17 protein-coding genes are annotated in these 14,908 nt (G+C 69.1%); 9 read left to right on the top strand and 8 right to left on the bottom strand.

All coding sequences use genetic code 11. The annotated features are described in order from the left end of the window. Position 1: 1 nt before the first annotated feature. Positions 2 to 1,105 carry a hypothetical protein gene (locus tag NL112_RS16425; RefSeq protein ID WP_255149933.1) on the bottom strand — a complete coding sequence of 368 codons (1,104 nt, stop codon included), beginning with the start codon at positions 1,103 to 1,105 and terminating at the stop codon, positions 2 to 4. A 158-nt stretch (positions 1,106 to 1,263) separates the two neighbouring features. Here NL112_RS16425 and NL112_RS16420 point away from each other — a divergent pair, with 158 nt between their 5' ends. The 5 genes from NL112_RS16420 to NL112_RS16400 all read left to right on the top strand — a co-directional run bounded on the left by NL112_RS16420 (position 1,264) and on the right by NL112_RS16400 (position 5,643). Continuing rightward, positions 1,264 to 2,061, top strand: coding sequence for an enoyl-CoA hydratase/isomerase family protein (locus NL112_RS16420; protein ID WP_255149932.1), 798 nt, complete (start codon positions 1,264 to 1,266; stop codon positions 2,059 to 2,061). An 81-nt stretch (positions 2,062 to 2,142) separates the two neighbouring features. Further along, positions 2,143 to 3,039: a ribonucleotide-diphosphate reductase subunit beta gene (locus NL112_RS16415; RefSeq protein ID WP_255149931.1), complete on the top strand. Its 897-nt coding sequence runs from the start codon at positions 2,143 to 2,145 to the stop codon at positions 3,037 to 3,039. 91 nt (positions 3,040 to 3,130) lie between these two features. Beyond that, positions 3,131 to 4,270, top strand: coding sequence for an acyl-CoA dehydrogenase family protein (locus tag NL112_RS16410; RefSeq protein ID WP_255149930.1), 1,140 nt, complete (start codon positions 3,131 to 3,133; stop codon positions 4,268 to 4,270). Further along, a complete protein-coding gene (locus NL112_RS16405) occupies positions 4,267 to 5,109 on the top strand; it encodes an alpha/beta fold hydrolase (protein WP_350356132.1) in 843 nt (280 codons plus the stop codon). Before NL112_RS16410 ends, NL112_RS16405 begins: the two co-directional genes overlap by 4 nt. 3 nt (positions 5,110 to 5,112) lie before the next feature. Continuing rightward, the gene (locus NL112_RS16400; RefSeq protein WP_255149928.1) at positions 5,113 to 5,643 is read left to right on the top strand and encodes a winged helix-turn-helix domain-containing protein; all 531 of its coding nucleotides are present in this window, start codon (positions 5,113 to 5,115) and stop codon (positions 5,641 to 5,643) included. Here NL112_RS16400 and NL112_RS16395 read toward each other — a convergent pair. The 3 genes from NL112_RS16395 to gatC all read right to left on the bottom strand — a co-directional run bounded on the left by NL112_RS16395 (position 5,640) and on the right by gatC (position 7,553). Continuing rightward, positions 5,640 to 5,882: a hypothetical protein gene (locus NL112_RS16395; RefSeq protein WP_255149927.1), complete on the bottom strand. Its 243-nt coding sequence runs from the start codon at positions 5,880 to 5,882 to the stop codon at positions 5,640 to 5,642. The genes NL112_RS16400 and NL112_RS16395 overlap by 4 nt on opposite strands. Positions 5,883 to 5,946: 64 nt before the next feature. After that, on the bottom strand, positions 5,947 to 7,278 hold the full coding sequence (gene gatA, locus NL112_RS16390; protein WP_255149926.1) for an Asp-tRNA(Asn)/Glu-tRNA(Gln) amidotransferase subunit GatA: 1,332 nt from the start codon (positions 7,276 to 7,278) through the stop codon (positions 5,947 to 5,949). After that, complete coding sequence (gene gatC / locus NL112_RS16385; RefSeq protein WP_255149925.1) at positions 7,275 to 7,553, bottom strand: Asp-tRNA(Asn)/Glu-tRNA(Gln) amidotransferase subunit GatC; 279 nt, start codon at positions 7,551 to 7,553, stop codon at positions 7,275 to 7,277. Before gatC ends, gatA begins: the two co-directional genes overlap by 4 nt. A 146-nt stretch (positions 7,554 to 7,699) precedes the next feature. Between gatC and NL112_RS16380 the strand changes: the two genes are divergently transcribed. Genes NL112_RS16380 through NL112_RS16370 form a run of 3 tightly spaced genes read left to right on the top strand, consistent with a single transcriptional unit; the run spans position 7,700 to position 9,462 of the window. Continuing rightward, entirely contained in the window at positions 7,700 to 8,680 is a 981-nt protein-coding gene (locus NL112_RS16380; RefSeq protein WP_255149924.1) for a transcription initiation factor IIB, read from the top strand. A gap of 2 nt (positions 8,681 to 8,682) precedes the next feature. After that, positions 8,683 to 8,931, top strand: coding sequence for an FmdB family zinc ribbon protein (locus NL112_RS16375; protein ID WP_255149923.1), 249 nt, complete (start codon positions 8,683 to 8,685; stop codon positions 8,929 to 8,931). A gap of 57 nt (positions 8,932 to 8,988) precedes the next feature. Then, entirely contained in the window at positions 8,989 to 9,462 is a 474-nt protein-coding gene (locus NL112_RS16370) for an NUDIX hydrolase (RefSeq protein WP_255149922.1), read from the top strand. Here NL112_RS16370 and NL112_RS16365 read toward each other — a convergent pair. After that, the gene (locus NL112_RS16365; RefSeq protein WP_255149921.1) at positions 9,454 to 10,521 is read right to left on the bottom strand and encodes an asparagine synthase C-terminal domain-containing protein; all 1,068 of its coding nucleotides are present in this window, start codon (positions 10,519 to 10,521) and stop codon (positions 9,454 to 9,456) included. The genes NL112_RS16370 and NL112_RS16365 overlap by 9 nt on opposite strands. Positions 10,522 to 10,523: 2 nt before the next feature. After that, a complete protein-coding gene (locus NL112_RS16360; RefSeq protein WP_255149920.1) occupies positions 10,524 to 11,207 on the bottom strand; it encodes a PHP domain-containing protein in 684 nt (227 codons plus the stop codon). Between the two features lie 424 nt (positions 11,208 to 11,631). Here NL112_RS16360 and purL point away from each other — a divergent pair, with 424 nt between their 5' ends. Continuing rightward, entirely contained in the window at positions 11,632 to 13,752 is a 2,121-nt protein-coding gene (purL, locus tag NL112_RS16355) for a phosphoribosylformylglycinamidine synthase subunit PurL (RefSeq protein WP_255149919.1), read from the top strand. Here the strand turns inward: purL and NL112_RS16350 are convergent, their stop codons facing one another. Both NL112_RS16350 and NL112_RS16345 read right to left on the bottom strand, forming a co-directional pair. Beyond that, positions 13,753 to 14,718: an ornithine cyclodeaminase family protein gene (locus NL112_RS16350; protein WP_255149918.1), complete on the bottom strand. Its 966-nt coding sequence runs from the start codon at positions 14,716 to 14,718 to the stop codon at positions 13,753 to 13,755. It lies immediately after the preceding gene. A gap of 2 nt (positions 14,719 to 14,720) precedes the next feature. Continuing rightward, on the bottom strand, positions 14,721 to 14,882 hold the full coding sequence (locus tag NL112_RS16345; protein WP_255149917.1) for a DUF7550 family protein: 162 nt from the start codon (positions 14,880 to 14,882) through the stop codon (positions 14,721 to 14,723). Positions 14,883 to 14,908: the final 26 nt, after the last annotated feature.

Here is a 14,908-nt window from a genome sequence, read left to right as displayed (position 1 = left end):
CTCACCGCCGTCCGAGCACGACCAGCCCAGCACCGACGAGCGCGACGAGGGCCAGGAGCGTCCCGAACCCGGGCCCCTCCGCGACGGTGGGCGTGACCGGCACGCTCCCGTCGGTCGTGGTCCGACGCGCCGGGCGGTCGGCGTCCGCTCTCTGCTGGGTCGCGGTCCGGGCGGCGCCGCCCGTCGAGCCGTCGTCTGAACCGCCCGAGTCGCTTCCGCCGTCACCGCCCCCGCCACCGGCCGCGGGCTCGTCCGCCGGCGTGGCGGTGGACCGCTGTGGGGTGGGCGTGTCGCTCGACGCCGGCGTCGTCGAGCTACCGGCGTCAGGCGTCGGGGTGGGCGTGGCCGTCGCGCTCGGCGTCGCGGTCGAGTCGGGCGTCGAACTCCCGCCGCTGGACCCGGAGTCGGCGCCCGGCGGCGGCCCGAGCGTCTGGCGGGCCTCCTCGCGGCTCGAACAGTCACAGACGTATATCCACTGCGTCGCCGCCTGAATCGTGTAGTCGGTCTGCGTGTCCATCTTCGTCGACCCGTTTATCATCCCGTCGACGCGGTACCAGCCGCTCTGCTCGGGGTTGTCGTAGCAAGCGGTCTGGGCGGCGACGATCTGGTCCTCGACGTTGATACGCACGGGCCCGCCGGCCAGCGCGTCCTCCTTGTAGTAGGCTATCTGGATGGCGTTCGGTTTGGAGTTGTAGCTCTTGTAGGAGGTGAGCAGACTCTCGTCCGTCTGGGTGCCCTCGTTGTCGTTGCCGCGGTCGATGCCGAACGCGTTGGTGTCGCTCGGCTCGCAGTTGCCGAAGCCGAAGTCCGGCGAGGTGACGACGATCCAGTGGAGCCGGATGTCCTCGGTGAGCCCGACGGCGAAGTGTTTCGCCTCGCCGTCCACGTTCCCGGGCTGACGGTCGACCGGGAAGAACGTGTAGTTCAGCGGGTACTTCTGCTGTTCGTTGTCCTCCCGTCCCTCGTCGACGGAGCCGGTGTGGCCGTCGGCGACGGTCGTGTCCTCCTGGGCGGCGACCGCGGCGGCGGGCACGAGCGCCGCCGCCACCAGCAGGACCGCAAGCGCCACCGCGACGGCCGCGCGTCCGAACTGTTCGTGTTGCACGGACGGCGACTAGAAGCGGCCCAGTATCCAGTTAGTGCGGCGGATACACGGGCCTTTTTTCCATGGATCGTCGCCGTGAGCGGTAGTCGTCCGTCGTGAACGATGGTGGAGTCTGCCCCCGGCAAGGTTTACAATCTATGCGCGTCAGTCACGGACGCATGAGCAACAACACGCTCGTCCTCGACGTGGAGGACGGGGTCGCGGAGCTGACGCTGAACCGTCCGGACAACTACAACGCCCTGACCGCCGATATGTCGGCGGCCATCGTCGACGCCATCGACGAGCTCGAAGCCCGCGACGACGTGCGCTGTCTCGTCGTCACCGGAACCGAAGGCACGTTCTGTGCCGGCGGCGATATCAACGCGATGATGGAGATGCTGTCGGGCTCCGCGGAGCTCCACGAGGCCGTCGAGCGCATCCAGCACGAGACCTCGCGGGCGGTGCGGCGCCTCTACGAGTTCCACCTCCCGACCATCGCCAAGATCGACGGCGTCGCGTACGGCGCCGGCGGCAACCTCGCGCTCGCCTGCGACGTGTTGCTGGCCAGCGAGGACGCCCGCATCTCCTTCGGGTTCCGACAGGTCGGGCTGGCCGTCGACACCGGCACTTCCTACCTCCTGCCCCGCGTCGTCGGCGAGAACGTCGCCAAGGAACTGGTGTTCACCGGGGAGCAGGTGGACGCCGACCGCGCCGCCGACCTGGGGCTGTTCAATCACGTGTACGACGCCGACGAGTTCGAGACCGAGGCCGCGGAGTTCATCGAGGGGGTCGCAACCGGCCCGACCGTCGCCCTCCGGACCTCGAAGAACGTCATCAACCAGGGGTTCGACGCCTCGTTAAAGCAGGCACAGGACAACGAAGCGGCCGCGCAGGCCGCGGTGTTCGAGACGCACGACCACGAGGAGGGGGCCACCGCGTTCATGGAGGGCCGCGCCCCCGAGTTCGAGGGCGAGTAGCCCGCATATCGACGGACATACTTAAGCAGCCGACCATCGCGCGGAGAACGTTTATGCGACGCGATGCTGTCACTCGCTAGCATGAGCCGAAAGCTCCGACTGGAGCGGTCCGACCGCTCGTTCCGCTACTACCGGAACGCCGTCGAACGCCACTGGGACCCCGCCGAGATAGACCTCTCGGGCGATGCCGCGGGCCTCGTGGAACTGGACGACGACCAGTTCGACGGGTTCCGGGCCGGCATCGCCAAGTTCGGCGCCGGCGAGGAGGCGGTCACCGAGGACCTCGCGCCGCTTGCGGTCGTGCTCGACGAGCCGGAGGAGGAGATGTTCCTCACGACCCAGCTGTACGAGGAGGCGAAACACACCGACTTCTTCGACCGGTACTGGCGGGAGGTGATCCACCCGGCGGAGGACGAACGCGGCGTCGAGCGCTCCTCGCCCCACGCCGACGAGTGGTTCGACGACGACTACGTCGAACTGTTCGACCGGATGGCGGACGCGATGGACCGCCTGCTCGTCGAGGACACTCCCGAGACGCGCGCGGAGGCGCTGTGTCACTACCACCTCACCATCGAGGGCATCCTCGCACAGACCGCCTACTACGGCCTCCAGACGACCTACAGCGACCGCACCGACGAGACGCCGAACCTCGACGGCCTCTGTGCCGGGATGGACCTCATCCGGCGCGACGAGGGCCGGCACGTCGGCTTCGGGATGCTGAAGCTCAAGCAACTCGTCCGGGAGGAGGGCGTCGACCCGCAACTGCTCCACGACACGGTCAACGAACTGGTCCCGCTCGTCAACGGCATCACCACCGCCTCGTTCGACGAGGACGACGACGAGGAGATATACGGCCCGGGGCCGGAGGACCTCACCGCGTACGCCACCGGCAAGCACACCCAGCGGATGAAACAGATAACGAGCGCCTCCGCGGACATCCCCGACGTGGAGACGCTCACCCAACTCGAGGGCGACTGAGCCGGCGGCAGGCGGCGCTCACGCCTAAACCGCTTAACGACGTTCGGCTCTCGGCGATGCTTATTTAACACCGTAACGCCCACTGTCCGCCATGTCATTCAGACTCACGGCGGAGCACGACGCCGTGCGCCAGGCCGTCCGGGAGTTCGGCGAGGAGGAGATACGCCCGGTCGCGGACCACCACGACGAGAACAAGGCGTACCCCGAGGACCTCAGACGGCAGGCCGCCGAACTCGACTTCGTGGCGCCACACATCCCCGAAGAGTACGGCGGTGCGGGGATGGACCCACTCTCGCGGGTCATCGTCACGGAGGAACTGTGGCGTGCCGACCCCGGCATCGGCTCGGCGGTCGGGAGCGCCGGGTTCGGCTCCTCGATGCTCCTGGAGTACGGCGATGAGTGGATGAAAGAGGAGTGGCTTCCCCGTATCGCTTCCGGCGAATCGGCGTCCTGTTCGTGCATCTCGGAGCCCGCTCACGGTTCGAACGTCGCCGGCATGGAGACGCGAGCCGAGCAGGACGGCGACGAGTGGGTCATCGACGGCACCAAGATGTGGATAACGAACGGCACCGTCGCGGACGTGGCCGTCGTGATGGCGAAGACCGACCCCGGCGCGGGCCATCAGGGCATCACGGCGTTCCTCGTGCCGACCGACACCGACGGGTTCCAGCCCACGAAGATAGACAACAAGCTCGGCATCCGGGCGTCGGACCTCGCCGAAATCGTGCTCGACGGGGTCCGCGTCCCCGAGGAGAACGTCGTCGGCGAGGTGAACCAGGGGTTCTACCAGCTGATGGAGTTCTTCGCGTCCGGGCGGACCAGCGTCGCGGCGCAGGCCGTCGGTGCCGCACAGGGCGCGCTCGATGCGGCCCGCGAGTACGCCACCGACCGCGAGCAGTTCGACCAGCCCATCTCGGAGTTCCAGGCCATCCAGCACAAGATAGCGGAGATGGCGACCCAGGTGGAGGCGGCCCGCTCGCTGACCTACCGAGCGGCCAGCCACGTCGCCGAGAACACCGACGACGAGGCCGTCCGGCTGGCGTCGATGGCGAAGCTGTTCGCCAGCGAAACCTCCGTCGACGTGGCCGACGAGGGCCTGCAGGTCCACGGGGGTGCGGGCTACGTCACCGACCACCCGGCCGAGCGGTTCTACCGCGACACCCGTATCACCAAGATATACGAGGGGACGAGCGAAATCCAGAAGAACATCATCGCGGACCGACTACTGTGATGGACCACGAGGACTGGACGGCCGCACAGGAGACCGCGACGGTCTCCGTCGACGGCCACGACGTCGAGATGGCGTACCGTTCCGAGGGCGATGGTGAGCCGGTCGTGTTCCTCCACGGCGTTCCGACGTGGGGGTTCCTCTGGCGCGGGGTCGCTCCCCACCTCGAAGACGACTACCGTACTGTCGTCCCCGACCTGGTGGGGTACGGCAACTCCTCGTTCGCGGAGGGGTTCGACCGGTCCATCCGGGCACAGGAGGGCGCGCTCGAGGACCTGCTCGACCACCTCGGCGTGGAGTCAGCCCACGTCGTCTGTCACGACATCGGGGGCGGCGTCGCGCTCCGTTTTGCCGCGCACAACCCGGAGCGCGTCCGCTCGCTCGTCTGCTCAAACGTCGTCTGTTACGACTCCTGGCCCGTCGAGTTCATCTCGACGCTCGGGCTCCCCCGCACGGCCGACATGGACGACGAGGAGTTCGAGGGGAAACTCGACTTCGCCTTCGACGAGGGCGCCTACGGCGAGGCGGACCCCGCGTTCGTCGCGGGCATGAAGTACCCGTGGATGCAGGAGGGCGGCAAGCGGGCGCTGGCCCGGGCGGCAGTGGCGACGAACACGAACCACACGACCGAGATACAGTACGACGACATCGACTGCCCGCTGCTGTGTCTGTGGGCGGAAGACGACGTGATGCAACCCATCGCGTACGGCGAGCGACTCGCCGCCGATGTCGGTGGCGAGGTGGAACCGCTCGACCAGGCGTACCACTGGGTCGTCGAGGACCGCGCCGAGCGGTACCGCGACCGGGTGGCGACGTTCCTCGCCGAAACGGGGGGTGCCTGACCGATGCGAGAGGAGACGAACGACGCGCCGGACTGGGAGTTCAAGGAACGGGACGTGCTGGTGTTGCGCGAACTGTCCCGGGACCCACAGCTATCGTCGCGGGACTTGGCGACCCTGCTCGACGAGAAGTACGACATCCAGGTGAGCCACGTCACCGTCAGCGAGTCCATCCGCGGGATGCGCGAGCACGGCGTGTTCCGCGAGGCCATCATCCCGAACGAGGAGTACTTCATCTTCGGGCTGTTCGAGTTCAAGTTCAACGCCGAACATTTCGCCGAGGGGTGGCGCGAGGCTATGGAGTACATTCGCGACTCCCCGAACACCCTCTTCTACTTCCTGTCGGACGGCGAGTACCAGTGGAAGTCGGTGATGATGTTCTCGAACCGCACTGCGGAGTCACGGTGGATACACGAGTGCTACAAGGAACACGGCGACGTCATCGCCAACATCCGCAACAGCGTCATCCACAACGTCCTGAAGTTCCGGACGGACCCGGAGATACTGGCGACGCTCCACGACGAGGACGGCGCCTAATCCGTCTCGGCGGTCGCCGCAACCAGCATCTCCAGGGCCAACCACCACAGCACCCACCAGACGACGGTGGCGACGACCAGGGCCGTCGTCGACAGCACCCCCAGCGCGGAGAACACGTCCACGAACCAGGCGAACCCGAGATACAGCACCGCGAGGGTGATGGCCGTCCCGACGGCGCCACACGCGACGTGCTCGACGGTCGGCCGCTCCCAGATGTGGCGTGTGGTAGCGAGAGGCATATCTCACCGTACATCGCAGACAATAATTAATATTGATGCAGGTTACTCGCGTAGGGGTGGACCCTCACTCCAGGGCCGACGCCGCCCGCACGATGGTCTCCTCGCCGAACGCCGGCCCCACGAGCTGGAGTCCGACCGGTCCCTCGTCGGTCTCGCCTGCCGGAACCGAGATGGCCGGCAGGTTCGCGAGGTTCACGGGGACGGTGTTGGCGTCCGCGAGATACATCTGCAGGGGGTCGTCGAGGCTCTCGCCGAGTTCGAACGGCGGGACGGGCATCGTGGGGGACGCGACCACGTCGACATCCTCGAACGCCTCGTCGAAATCGCGTTTCACCCACGCCCTGGCGTCCTGTGCCTGCTTGTAGTACTTGTCGTGGTAGCCCGCCGACAGCGCGTACGTGCCGAGCAGGACCCGCCGCTTGACCTCCTCGCCGAACCCCTCCTCACGTGCGTTGGCGAACGACTCGTTCCAGTCGCCCTCGTAGCCGCCGCTCGTACCGTAGCGGACGCCGTCGAACCGCGCGAGGTTCGACGACGCCTCGCTCATGGCGATGACGTAATACGCCTGCACAGCGGTCTCGACGGAGGGAAGCGACACCTCCTCGTAGGTGGCTCCCTGCGCTTCGAGGTCGTCCAGAGCGTCGTAGAACGCCGCCTCGACCGCCTCGTCGGCGCCCTCGACGAGTTCCGTCGGCACGCCGATGGAGAGCCCGTCCACGTCGCCGTCCGCGGCGGCCGCGTAGTCGCTGTCCGCCGCCGTCTCATGGGCTTCGCCCGTTCGACTGTTCGAGGCGCTCCGCGCCTCGCTCGCCTCGCGGGTCGTCGCGTCGTTCGGGTCGGGGCCGGCGATGACGTCGAGCAGTTCGGCGGCCGCTTCGACCGTGGGGGCGATGGGCCCTATCTGCTCCAGCGAGTTGGCGTACGCGATGAGTCCGTACCGCGACACCAGCCCGTACGTCGGCTTGATGCCGACGACGCCGCAGAACGCCGCGGGACAGCGGACCGAGCCGCCGGTGTCGGTACCGAGCGCCACGTCGGCCTCGCCAGCGGCGACTGCGGCCGCCGAACCACCCGAAGAGCCGCCCGGGACGCGTTCGGGGTCGACCGGGTTCCGGGTCGGACCGAACGCCGACGTCTCCGTCGTCGTTCCCATCCCGAACTCGTCCATGTTCGCCTTCCCGACGATGGTGGCGCCGGCTTCTTTCAGCCGTTCGACCACGGTGGCGTCGTACGGCGGGACGTACTCCGCGAGCATCTCCGACCCACAGGTCGTGCGCACGCCCTCCGTCGAGATGTTGTCCTTGACGGCGACGGTCGTTCCCGAGAGCGGGCCCTCGCCGGTGGGCTCGATGCGCTCGCTGGTGACGAAGGCGTTGTACTCGTCGTCGGCGCTCATGAGACCTTCGGCCCCTTGAAGTAGCCGTCCTCGGTCTCGGGGGCGTTCCGTAGCGCCTCTTCCTGGGTCAGCCCCTCGCGCACCTCGTCGGGGCGGAACACGTTCGACAGCTCCGCCTCGCGCTCCGTCTCGGGCACGTCGTCGAGCGCGTCGAAGTACTCGAGGATGTCGTCGAACTGCGCCGCGAACCGCTCTATCTCCTCGTCGTCGAGGTGGATGCGAGCGAGGTCGGCGACGTGTTCGACCTCGTCGTGGTCGACCATACCCGCCGACAACCCCGCGCCGGCACTAAGGGTTTCGGATGCGACCTCGAAACCGGCGAAATCGCCCGCAAGCGGCCCCAGATTTTAAGTTGGCGCGACGCCAACAGTGAAGCGAACGGTAGTTCTACCGCTCTCGGGTCACCCCGGTATTCAGTATCATGTCCGACACCAACGTGAGACGGTTCCAGCGCGACGAGGACGAGGGGGAGCGAGCGGACGAATCGACCGACGAGAAGGAGGAACTGGTCTGTCCGGAGTGTGGCGGCAACGTGGCGACCGATACGGAACACGGCGAAATCGTCTGCGAGGACTGCGGGCTCGTCATCGAGGAGGACAACATCGACCGCGGGCCGGAGTGGCGCGCGTTCGACGCCAAGGAGAAAGACGAGAAGTCCCGGGTCGGCGCCCCGACGACGAACATGATGCACGACAAGGGGCTCTCGACCAACATCGGCTGGCAGGACAAGGACGCCTACGGCAACCAGCTATCGAACAAACAGCGCCAGAAGATGCAGCGGCTCCGGACCTGGAACGAGCGATTCCGGACGCGTGACAGCAAGGAGCGGAACCTGAAGCAGGCGCTCGGCGAAATCGACCGGATGGCCTCCGCGCTGGGCCTGCCCGACAACGTCCGGGAGACGGCCAGCGTCATCTACCGGCGTGCGCTCGACGAGGACCTCCTGCCCGGCCGCTCCATCGAGGGCGTCGCCACGTCCTCGCTGTACGCCGCCGCACGGCAGGCGGGGACGCCCCGCTCGCTCGACGAGATAACGGGCGTCTCCCGCGTCGAAAAGGACGAAATCGCTCGCACCTACCGATACGTCGTCCGCGAACTCGGCCTGGAGATTCGGCCCGCGGACCCGGAGAGCTACGTCCCCCGGTTCGCCAGCGACCTCGACCTCTCGGACGAGGCCGAGCGGCGCGCCCGCCAACTGCTCCAGTCCGCCAAGGACGCCGGCATCCACTCCGGCAAGAGCCCCGTGGGGCTCGCGGCCGCCGCGGTGTACGCCGCCTCCCTGCTGACCAACGAGAAGGTCACTCAAAGCGAGGTGTCGGAGGTCGCCAACATCTCCGAGGTGACCATCCGCAACCGCTACCACGAACTGCTGGAGGCCGAGGACAGTATCAAGACCGCCTGAGCGTGCGAACCTACGAGTACGTCTGTCCGGACTGCGGCAACACGGTCGAGCGCGACTACCGCGTCCCCTCAATCGTCCGCTCCTGCGAGAACGACTGTGGCTGGGACCACTACGTCCGCGTCGACCTGTTCGAGAAGGTCGAGCAGGTGCCGGAGTCGGCCCGTCCAGACGACTGGAACGACCTTTCGGAGAGCCGCAAGCTCCTCGTCGCAATGCGGGAGGGACTGGTCGACCTCTCGGACGTGCAGTAGGGTCCAGTTCCGCCGCGGTCGGCGAACGCTTTTCCCCGCCGCCTCGCTTCGCCGCGTATGGAGACGACCCGCCACTTCGTCGCCACCGTCTACGTCGTCAACGACGGCGCGACCCTCCTGCACGAACACGACCGCCTCGACATGTGGCTCCCTCCGGGGGGCCACATCGACCGCGACGAACTGCCACACGAGGCCGCACTCCGGGAGTGCCACGAGGAGACCGGGCTGGAGGCGGACCTCGTCGCGCCACGCGGGAGCGTCGAGAGCGACGCCGCCCGCTCGATTCCCCAGCCACAGCAGTTCCTGCTGGAGGACATCAACGTCCACGACGACGAGGTCGGTCACCAACACGTCGACTTCGTGTTCTACGGAAGCGTCGACCGACGGACGGTGGAGCCGGCGGGCCACGACGAGGCCCACCCGGAGGTCTGGGAGTGGTTCTCCGCCGCCGACCTGGAGGCGCGGGCCGACGAACTACCCGCGGACGTGGTCGAGGTGGGCCGGGAGGCCATCGCGACGGTCTCACAGTAGCGACTCGACGTACGTCCCGACGTGGTCGTCCATCCGGCGCTTGAAGCCGTTCTGCCGGGCGAGCCGGTCGAGTTCCCGCGACACGTAGGTGCCGTACTGGACGGCCTTCTTCTCGCGGCTCCGGACCGACTCCGGGAGCCAGTCGGTCGCCCGACGGAGCGCCGCCTTGCGCTCGTCGCCGTCGACCAAGAGGTCGTCGGGGAGACGGAGCGCGGCCGCGACCACCTGGTCGTGCAACAGCGGCGCGACCGGCTCGACGCCGGCCGCGCGGAGCGCCCGGACGTCGCGTTCGAGTTGGTCCGGAAGCGTCAGGACCGTCTCCCGACGCGCCGCGCGCACCGAGTCGGCGTCGACGCGGTCGTCCGACTCGTAGTTCGCCACCTTCGAGTAGCCGCCGAACAGTTCGTCCGCGCCCTGTCCGACCGCGAGCCGGTCGTAGCCGTCGGCGGCGACGCGCTCGGCGACCAGATACAGCGGGAGCGCGATGGACACGTCCATCGGGTTCGTCCGGCCGACGGCGCGGGCCACCTCCGGCGTGGCGCGCCGCAGGTCCTCGTGGGTGAGTTCGACGACGCGGATGTCGCGGCCGAGCGTAGCGGCGGCGCTCCGGGCCGCCGCGACGTCGTGACAGCCCTCGAAGCCGCCCACGTACAGCGGGCCGTCGGTGCGAGCGGCGATGGCCGCGCTGTCGAGACCGCCGGAGAACGCCACCGGCGTCGCGTCGTCCACCGCGGCGTCGATGCTCCGACGGAGCGCGTCGCGGACCGAGCCGACCGCACGCGACTCGTCGGCCACGGGGTCGGGGTCGGGAAGCGACCAGAGCCGTTCGTCGCCCGTCTCGTCGCGGGCGTGGCCCGCGGGGACGAGCGACGGCGCCGACAGGTCGTCGGGGTCGTGGCTCCATGCCGTCGGGTCCTCACGCTCGGAGTAGAGAAGTTCGCGACCGAGCACGTCCCGGACGAGGCGTCCGTCGAGTTCACCGGCGAACCCGCAGGTTCCGGGCAACGGATTCCTGGCCTCGACGGCCGCGCGAACGCGGGCGCGGTCGGCGCCCCGCACGGTCAGAACGGCGCCATGAGCGCTCGCTTCAGCCGTCGGACGACGCCGCCGCCGAACTGTCGGAGGCTGATGCGCCACGGCGTCCGTTGGCCGACGACTGACGTGCGACCCTCGGTGATGGCCTCGAGGACGGCCTCGACAGTCCGTTCGTCGGCGTCGATTTCGGTGACCGCTTGTCCGACCATCTCCGCGATGTGGGCGTCGCTCCCGGCGGTCATCGGACAGCGATGGGCGGCGGCGAACCGCTCGGCCCGGCGGTTCGACCGCCCCGTCAGCAGTCTGGAGTTGTACACCTCGATGGCGTCGGCGCCCGCGAGTTCCTCGCTGGTGACGTGGGCGGCGACGCCGTGGCGTGACTTCTGGAACGGGTGGGGGACGACGGCGATGCCACCCTGCTCGCGGATTCGTTCGAGCGTCTCGGTGAATGGGAGTCCCGCCGGCACCAGCTCTTCGACGCCGAGCGCGAGCACGTGGCCCGCCTCGCTGGTCACCTCCATCCCAGGGATGCCGACCAGCCCGTAGTCGGGGGCGCGCTTCGCCGCCGTGACCGAGGCGTCGATCTCGTCGTGGTCGGTGACGGCGATGGCGTCGAGGCCGACGGCCTCCGCCTGGCCGAGCAACAGGTCGACGGGGTCGCGCCCGTCGTAGGAGAGCGACGAGTGGCAGTGGAGCTCGGCCCGCAGCACGTCTCCGGGTAGACGCGGGGGAGAGAAAAGGCCCCCGGTTCGCGGTGTCGTCGACGAAGCGTCGCCCGGCGTCGGCCCCCCAACACCGACACATCGACGGGCAACCAAATCCCTGCCCGGACTTGGCCACCACAAAACGGTGCATCCCCCGGAACACGGCCGCGCCGCCCGGCCGTGTCGGCCCCCCCCCGGCAGTCGGGGTTCCGTTCCGAACCGCCCGCCTGCACTCGGAAGACGTGGCATCGGGATATAGCTAATCGGTCGTTAATTCGGGAGTATCCGGAGTCCAACGCGAACCGACGCCGCGCGACTGCCGGGCGCACCACGTTGCTACGGTGAGACGCTGACGGGTGATGCCGGCGCCGATAATCACGAACGTGCACATGAAAAGCGATTTATCCGGGCGAAGTCAGCAAACAGATGAATGAGCCTGTCGCCGTCGGACCGCGAACTCGTGGTCGGTGAACTCGGCCGGGAGCCGACTCCCGCGGAGGAGGAACTGTTCGAGAACCTCTGGAGCGAGCACTGTGCCTACCGGTCCTCCCAGCCCCTGCTCTCGGCGTTCGACAGCGAGGGCGAACAGGTCGTCGTCGGCCCCGGCGACGACGCGGCGGTCGTCGCCCTCGACGACTCGACGTACGTGACGATGGGCGTCGAGAGCCACAACCACCCGTCGTACGTCGACCCGTTCGACGGCGCCGCCACCGGCGTCGGCGGCATCGTCCGCGATACGATGAGCATGGGTGCGTACCCCATCGCGCTGGCCGACTCGCTGTACTTCGGCGAGTTCGACGACGAGCACGCACGCTACCTGTTCGAGGGGGTCGTCGAGGGCATCTCACATTACGGCAACTGCATCGGCGTCCCGACGGTCACTGGGTCCGTCGCCTTCCACGACGACTACGAGGGAAACCCCCTCGTGAACGTCGCCTGCGTCGGCCTGCTCGAGTCGGACCGACTCGTCACGGCCGCGGTGAAGGAGCCGGGGAACAAACTCGTCCTGTTCGGCAACGCGACCGGCCGCGACGGCCTCGGTGGCGCCTCCTTCGCCAGCGAGGACCTCGCGGAGGACGCCGAGACGGAGGACCGCCCCGCGGTGCAGGTGGGCGACCCCTACGCCGAGAAGCGACTCATCGAGGCCAACGAGGAACTGCTCGACGGCGACCTCGTCGAGGCGGCCCGCGACCTCGGGGCCGCCGGCCTCGGCGGCGCCTCCTCGGAGATGGTCGCGAAGGGTGGCCTCGGCGCGCGTATCGACCTCGAACGCGTCCACCAGCGCGAACCGAACATGAACGCGCTCGAAATCCTGCTGGCGGAGTCACAGGAGCGGATGTGCTACGAGGTGCGCCCCGGGAACGTCGACGCCGTCCGGGCGCTCGCCGAGAAGTACGACCTCGGCTGTTCGGTCATCGGCGAGGTGACCGAGTCGGGCTACGTCTGCACGTTCCAGGGGGATGTCGTGGTCGACGTGCCCGCGGAGTACCTCGCCGACGGCGCGCCGATGAACGACCTCGACCACGTCGAGCCGCCCGAACCGGAGCGGGACCTGCCCGACTCGGACCTTCGCGAGGCGTTCGAGACGGTGCTCGAACACCCCAACACCGCCTCGAAGCGGTGGGTGTACCGCCAGTACGACCACGAGGTCGGCACGCGGACGGCCTTGCGACCCGGCGACGATGCCGCCCTGATGGCGATTAGGGAAGCGAACACGGGGCTGGCGTTCTCGTCGGGCGCGGACCCCAACTGGACGACTGCGGCGCCGTACGACGGCGCCCGCGCCGTCGCGCTCGAGAACGTCACGAACCTCGCGGCGGTGGGCGCGACGCCGCTCGCGGCCGTCGACTGTCTCAACGGCGGTAACCCCGAGAAACCCGACGTATACGGCGGCTTCCGCGCCATCGTCGACGGTCTCGCCGACATGTGCCGCACGCTCGACACGCCGGTCGTCGGTGGTAACGTCTCGCTGTACAACGATTCGGCCGCGGGCCCGGTGCCGCCGACGCCGACGCTCGCAGTCACCGGCACGAAGGACGGCTACGACGCGCCGGGGTCGGCCGTCGAGGGCGACGCCACGCTCCTCTTGGTCGGCGCATCGAGCGGTTCGCTCGGTGGGTCGCAGTATCTCGCCTCGCACGGTGGCTCCGACGCGTTCCCGGACCTCCCCGACGAGCCAGGGGCCGTCGTCGAGGCCATCGCGGCCGTCGCCAACGACGAATCGACGACGGCGGTCCACGACGTCTCCCACGGCGGGCTTGCGGTCACGCTCGCCGAGATGGTGAGCGGGGACGCCGGCCTCGCGGCGGCGCTCGACGCCGACGCCCGCCCCGAGGAACTGCTGTTCTCGGAAGCCGTGGGCCGGGCCGTCGTGGAGACCACCGACCCCGACGCGGTGCGCGAGGCGGTGGGCGAGGCCGCCCCCGTCACGGACCTCGGGACGACCGACGACTCGGGAACGCTGTCGCTGTCGGTCGGTGACCTGTCGCTCGAATACGACGCCGGCGATATCGCCGCGGCCCGCGCGACCATCGAGCGCGAGATGGCGTAGTCAGAACGCGACCGTCTCGCCCGCGTCCGTTTTCTCGGCCCGTTCGCAGAGGTGGGCGGCCGTCGCCGCGTCCAGCACCGCCGAACCGACGCTCTCGACGACGAGCATCTCGTCGGCCGATTCGCGGCCGGTCCGTCCCTCGAACACCTCCGAGAGCGCCACCGGGTCGTCGACGCCCGCCGCGAGCAGGTCACCGGTCTCGGTCGCCTCCTCGGGCACGTCGGCGAACACGCGGGGGGCGCGGTCGAGGACCGCGGCGTCGAGTTCCTGCATCTCCGGGCTGTAGGCGCCGACGGCCACGACGAGCGTGCCGTCCGCGAGCGCGTCGGCCGGAAACACCGGCTCCGTCGCCGTCGTCGCGGTCACGACCACGTCCGCGTCCGAGACGGCCGCGCGCGCCGACCCAACGGCCTCGGCGTCGATGCCCCGCTCGCGGAGTTCCGCCGCGCACCGTTCGCGTGAGTCGCTCGGCGAGAAGATACGTGCGGTGGCGACGCCGCGTGCGGCGTCGATGGCGCGGGTCTGCCAGCGTGCCTGCTGGCCCGCGCCGACGACGCCGAGGGTGACGGGGCCGGAGCCGACCGCGAGGTCGCGGGCCGTGAGGCCGCCGATACAGCCGGTGCGTGCGTTCGTGACCCGCTCGCCGGCGACGAGTGCCAGCGGGTCGCCGGTGGCGGCGTCGGTGACGGCCACCTGCGCTTGCACGGTCGGGCGGTCCGGTGGGTTCGCCTCGTGGACCGAGACGAGTTTCGTCGCGTACGTCGCTTCGCCGTGGAGGTACGCCGGCATGACGAGCCCGGTGCCCGCCGGGTCGTTCCCGTCGTCGTCGGTGCCCACGGGAAAATGCGGCCGCTCTGGGCGCTCGACGGCGCTGCGGCCCTGCCGCCGGAAGGCGTCCTCGACGACCGGGAGCAGTGCGTCCAGCGAGAGGAGGTCCGCGACCGCCCCGTCCGGGAGGATACGCACGCTTACAGCGTCAGCGCCAGCGGGACGCCGAACACGACGGCCATCCCGACCAGCGCGACGACGAATCCGACCGCCACGTCGCGGCCCGTGTAGTCGGACTGGGGGGCGGTCGTCCGCTCGGTCGCGTACTCGCTGTCGTGCTCCTCGTCACCGTGGTCGGTCATGTCCGGACGTACCCCGAGCGGGCCCT

The organism is Halorarius halobius (assembly GCF_024298865.1).
Classification (GTDB): domain Archaea; phylum Halobacteriota; class Halobacteria; order Halobacteriales; family Haloarculaceae; genus Halorarius; species Halorarius halobius.
This window is presented reverse-complemented; position numbering and strand designations above follow the sequence as displayed.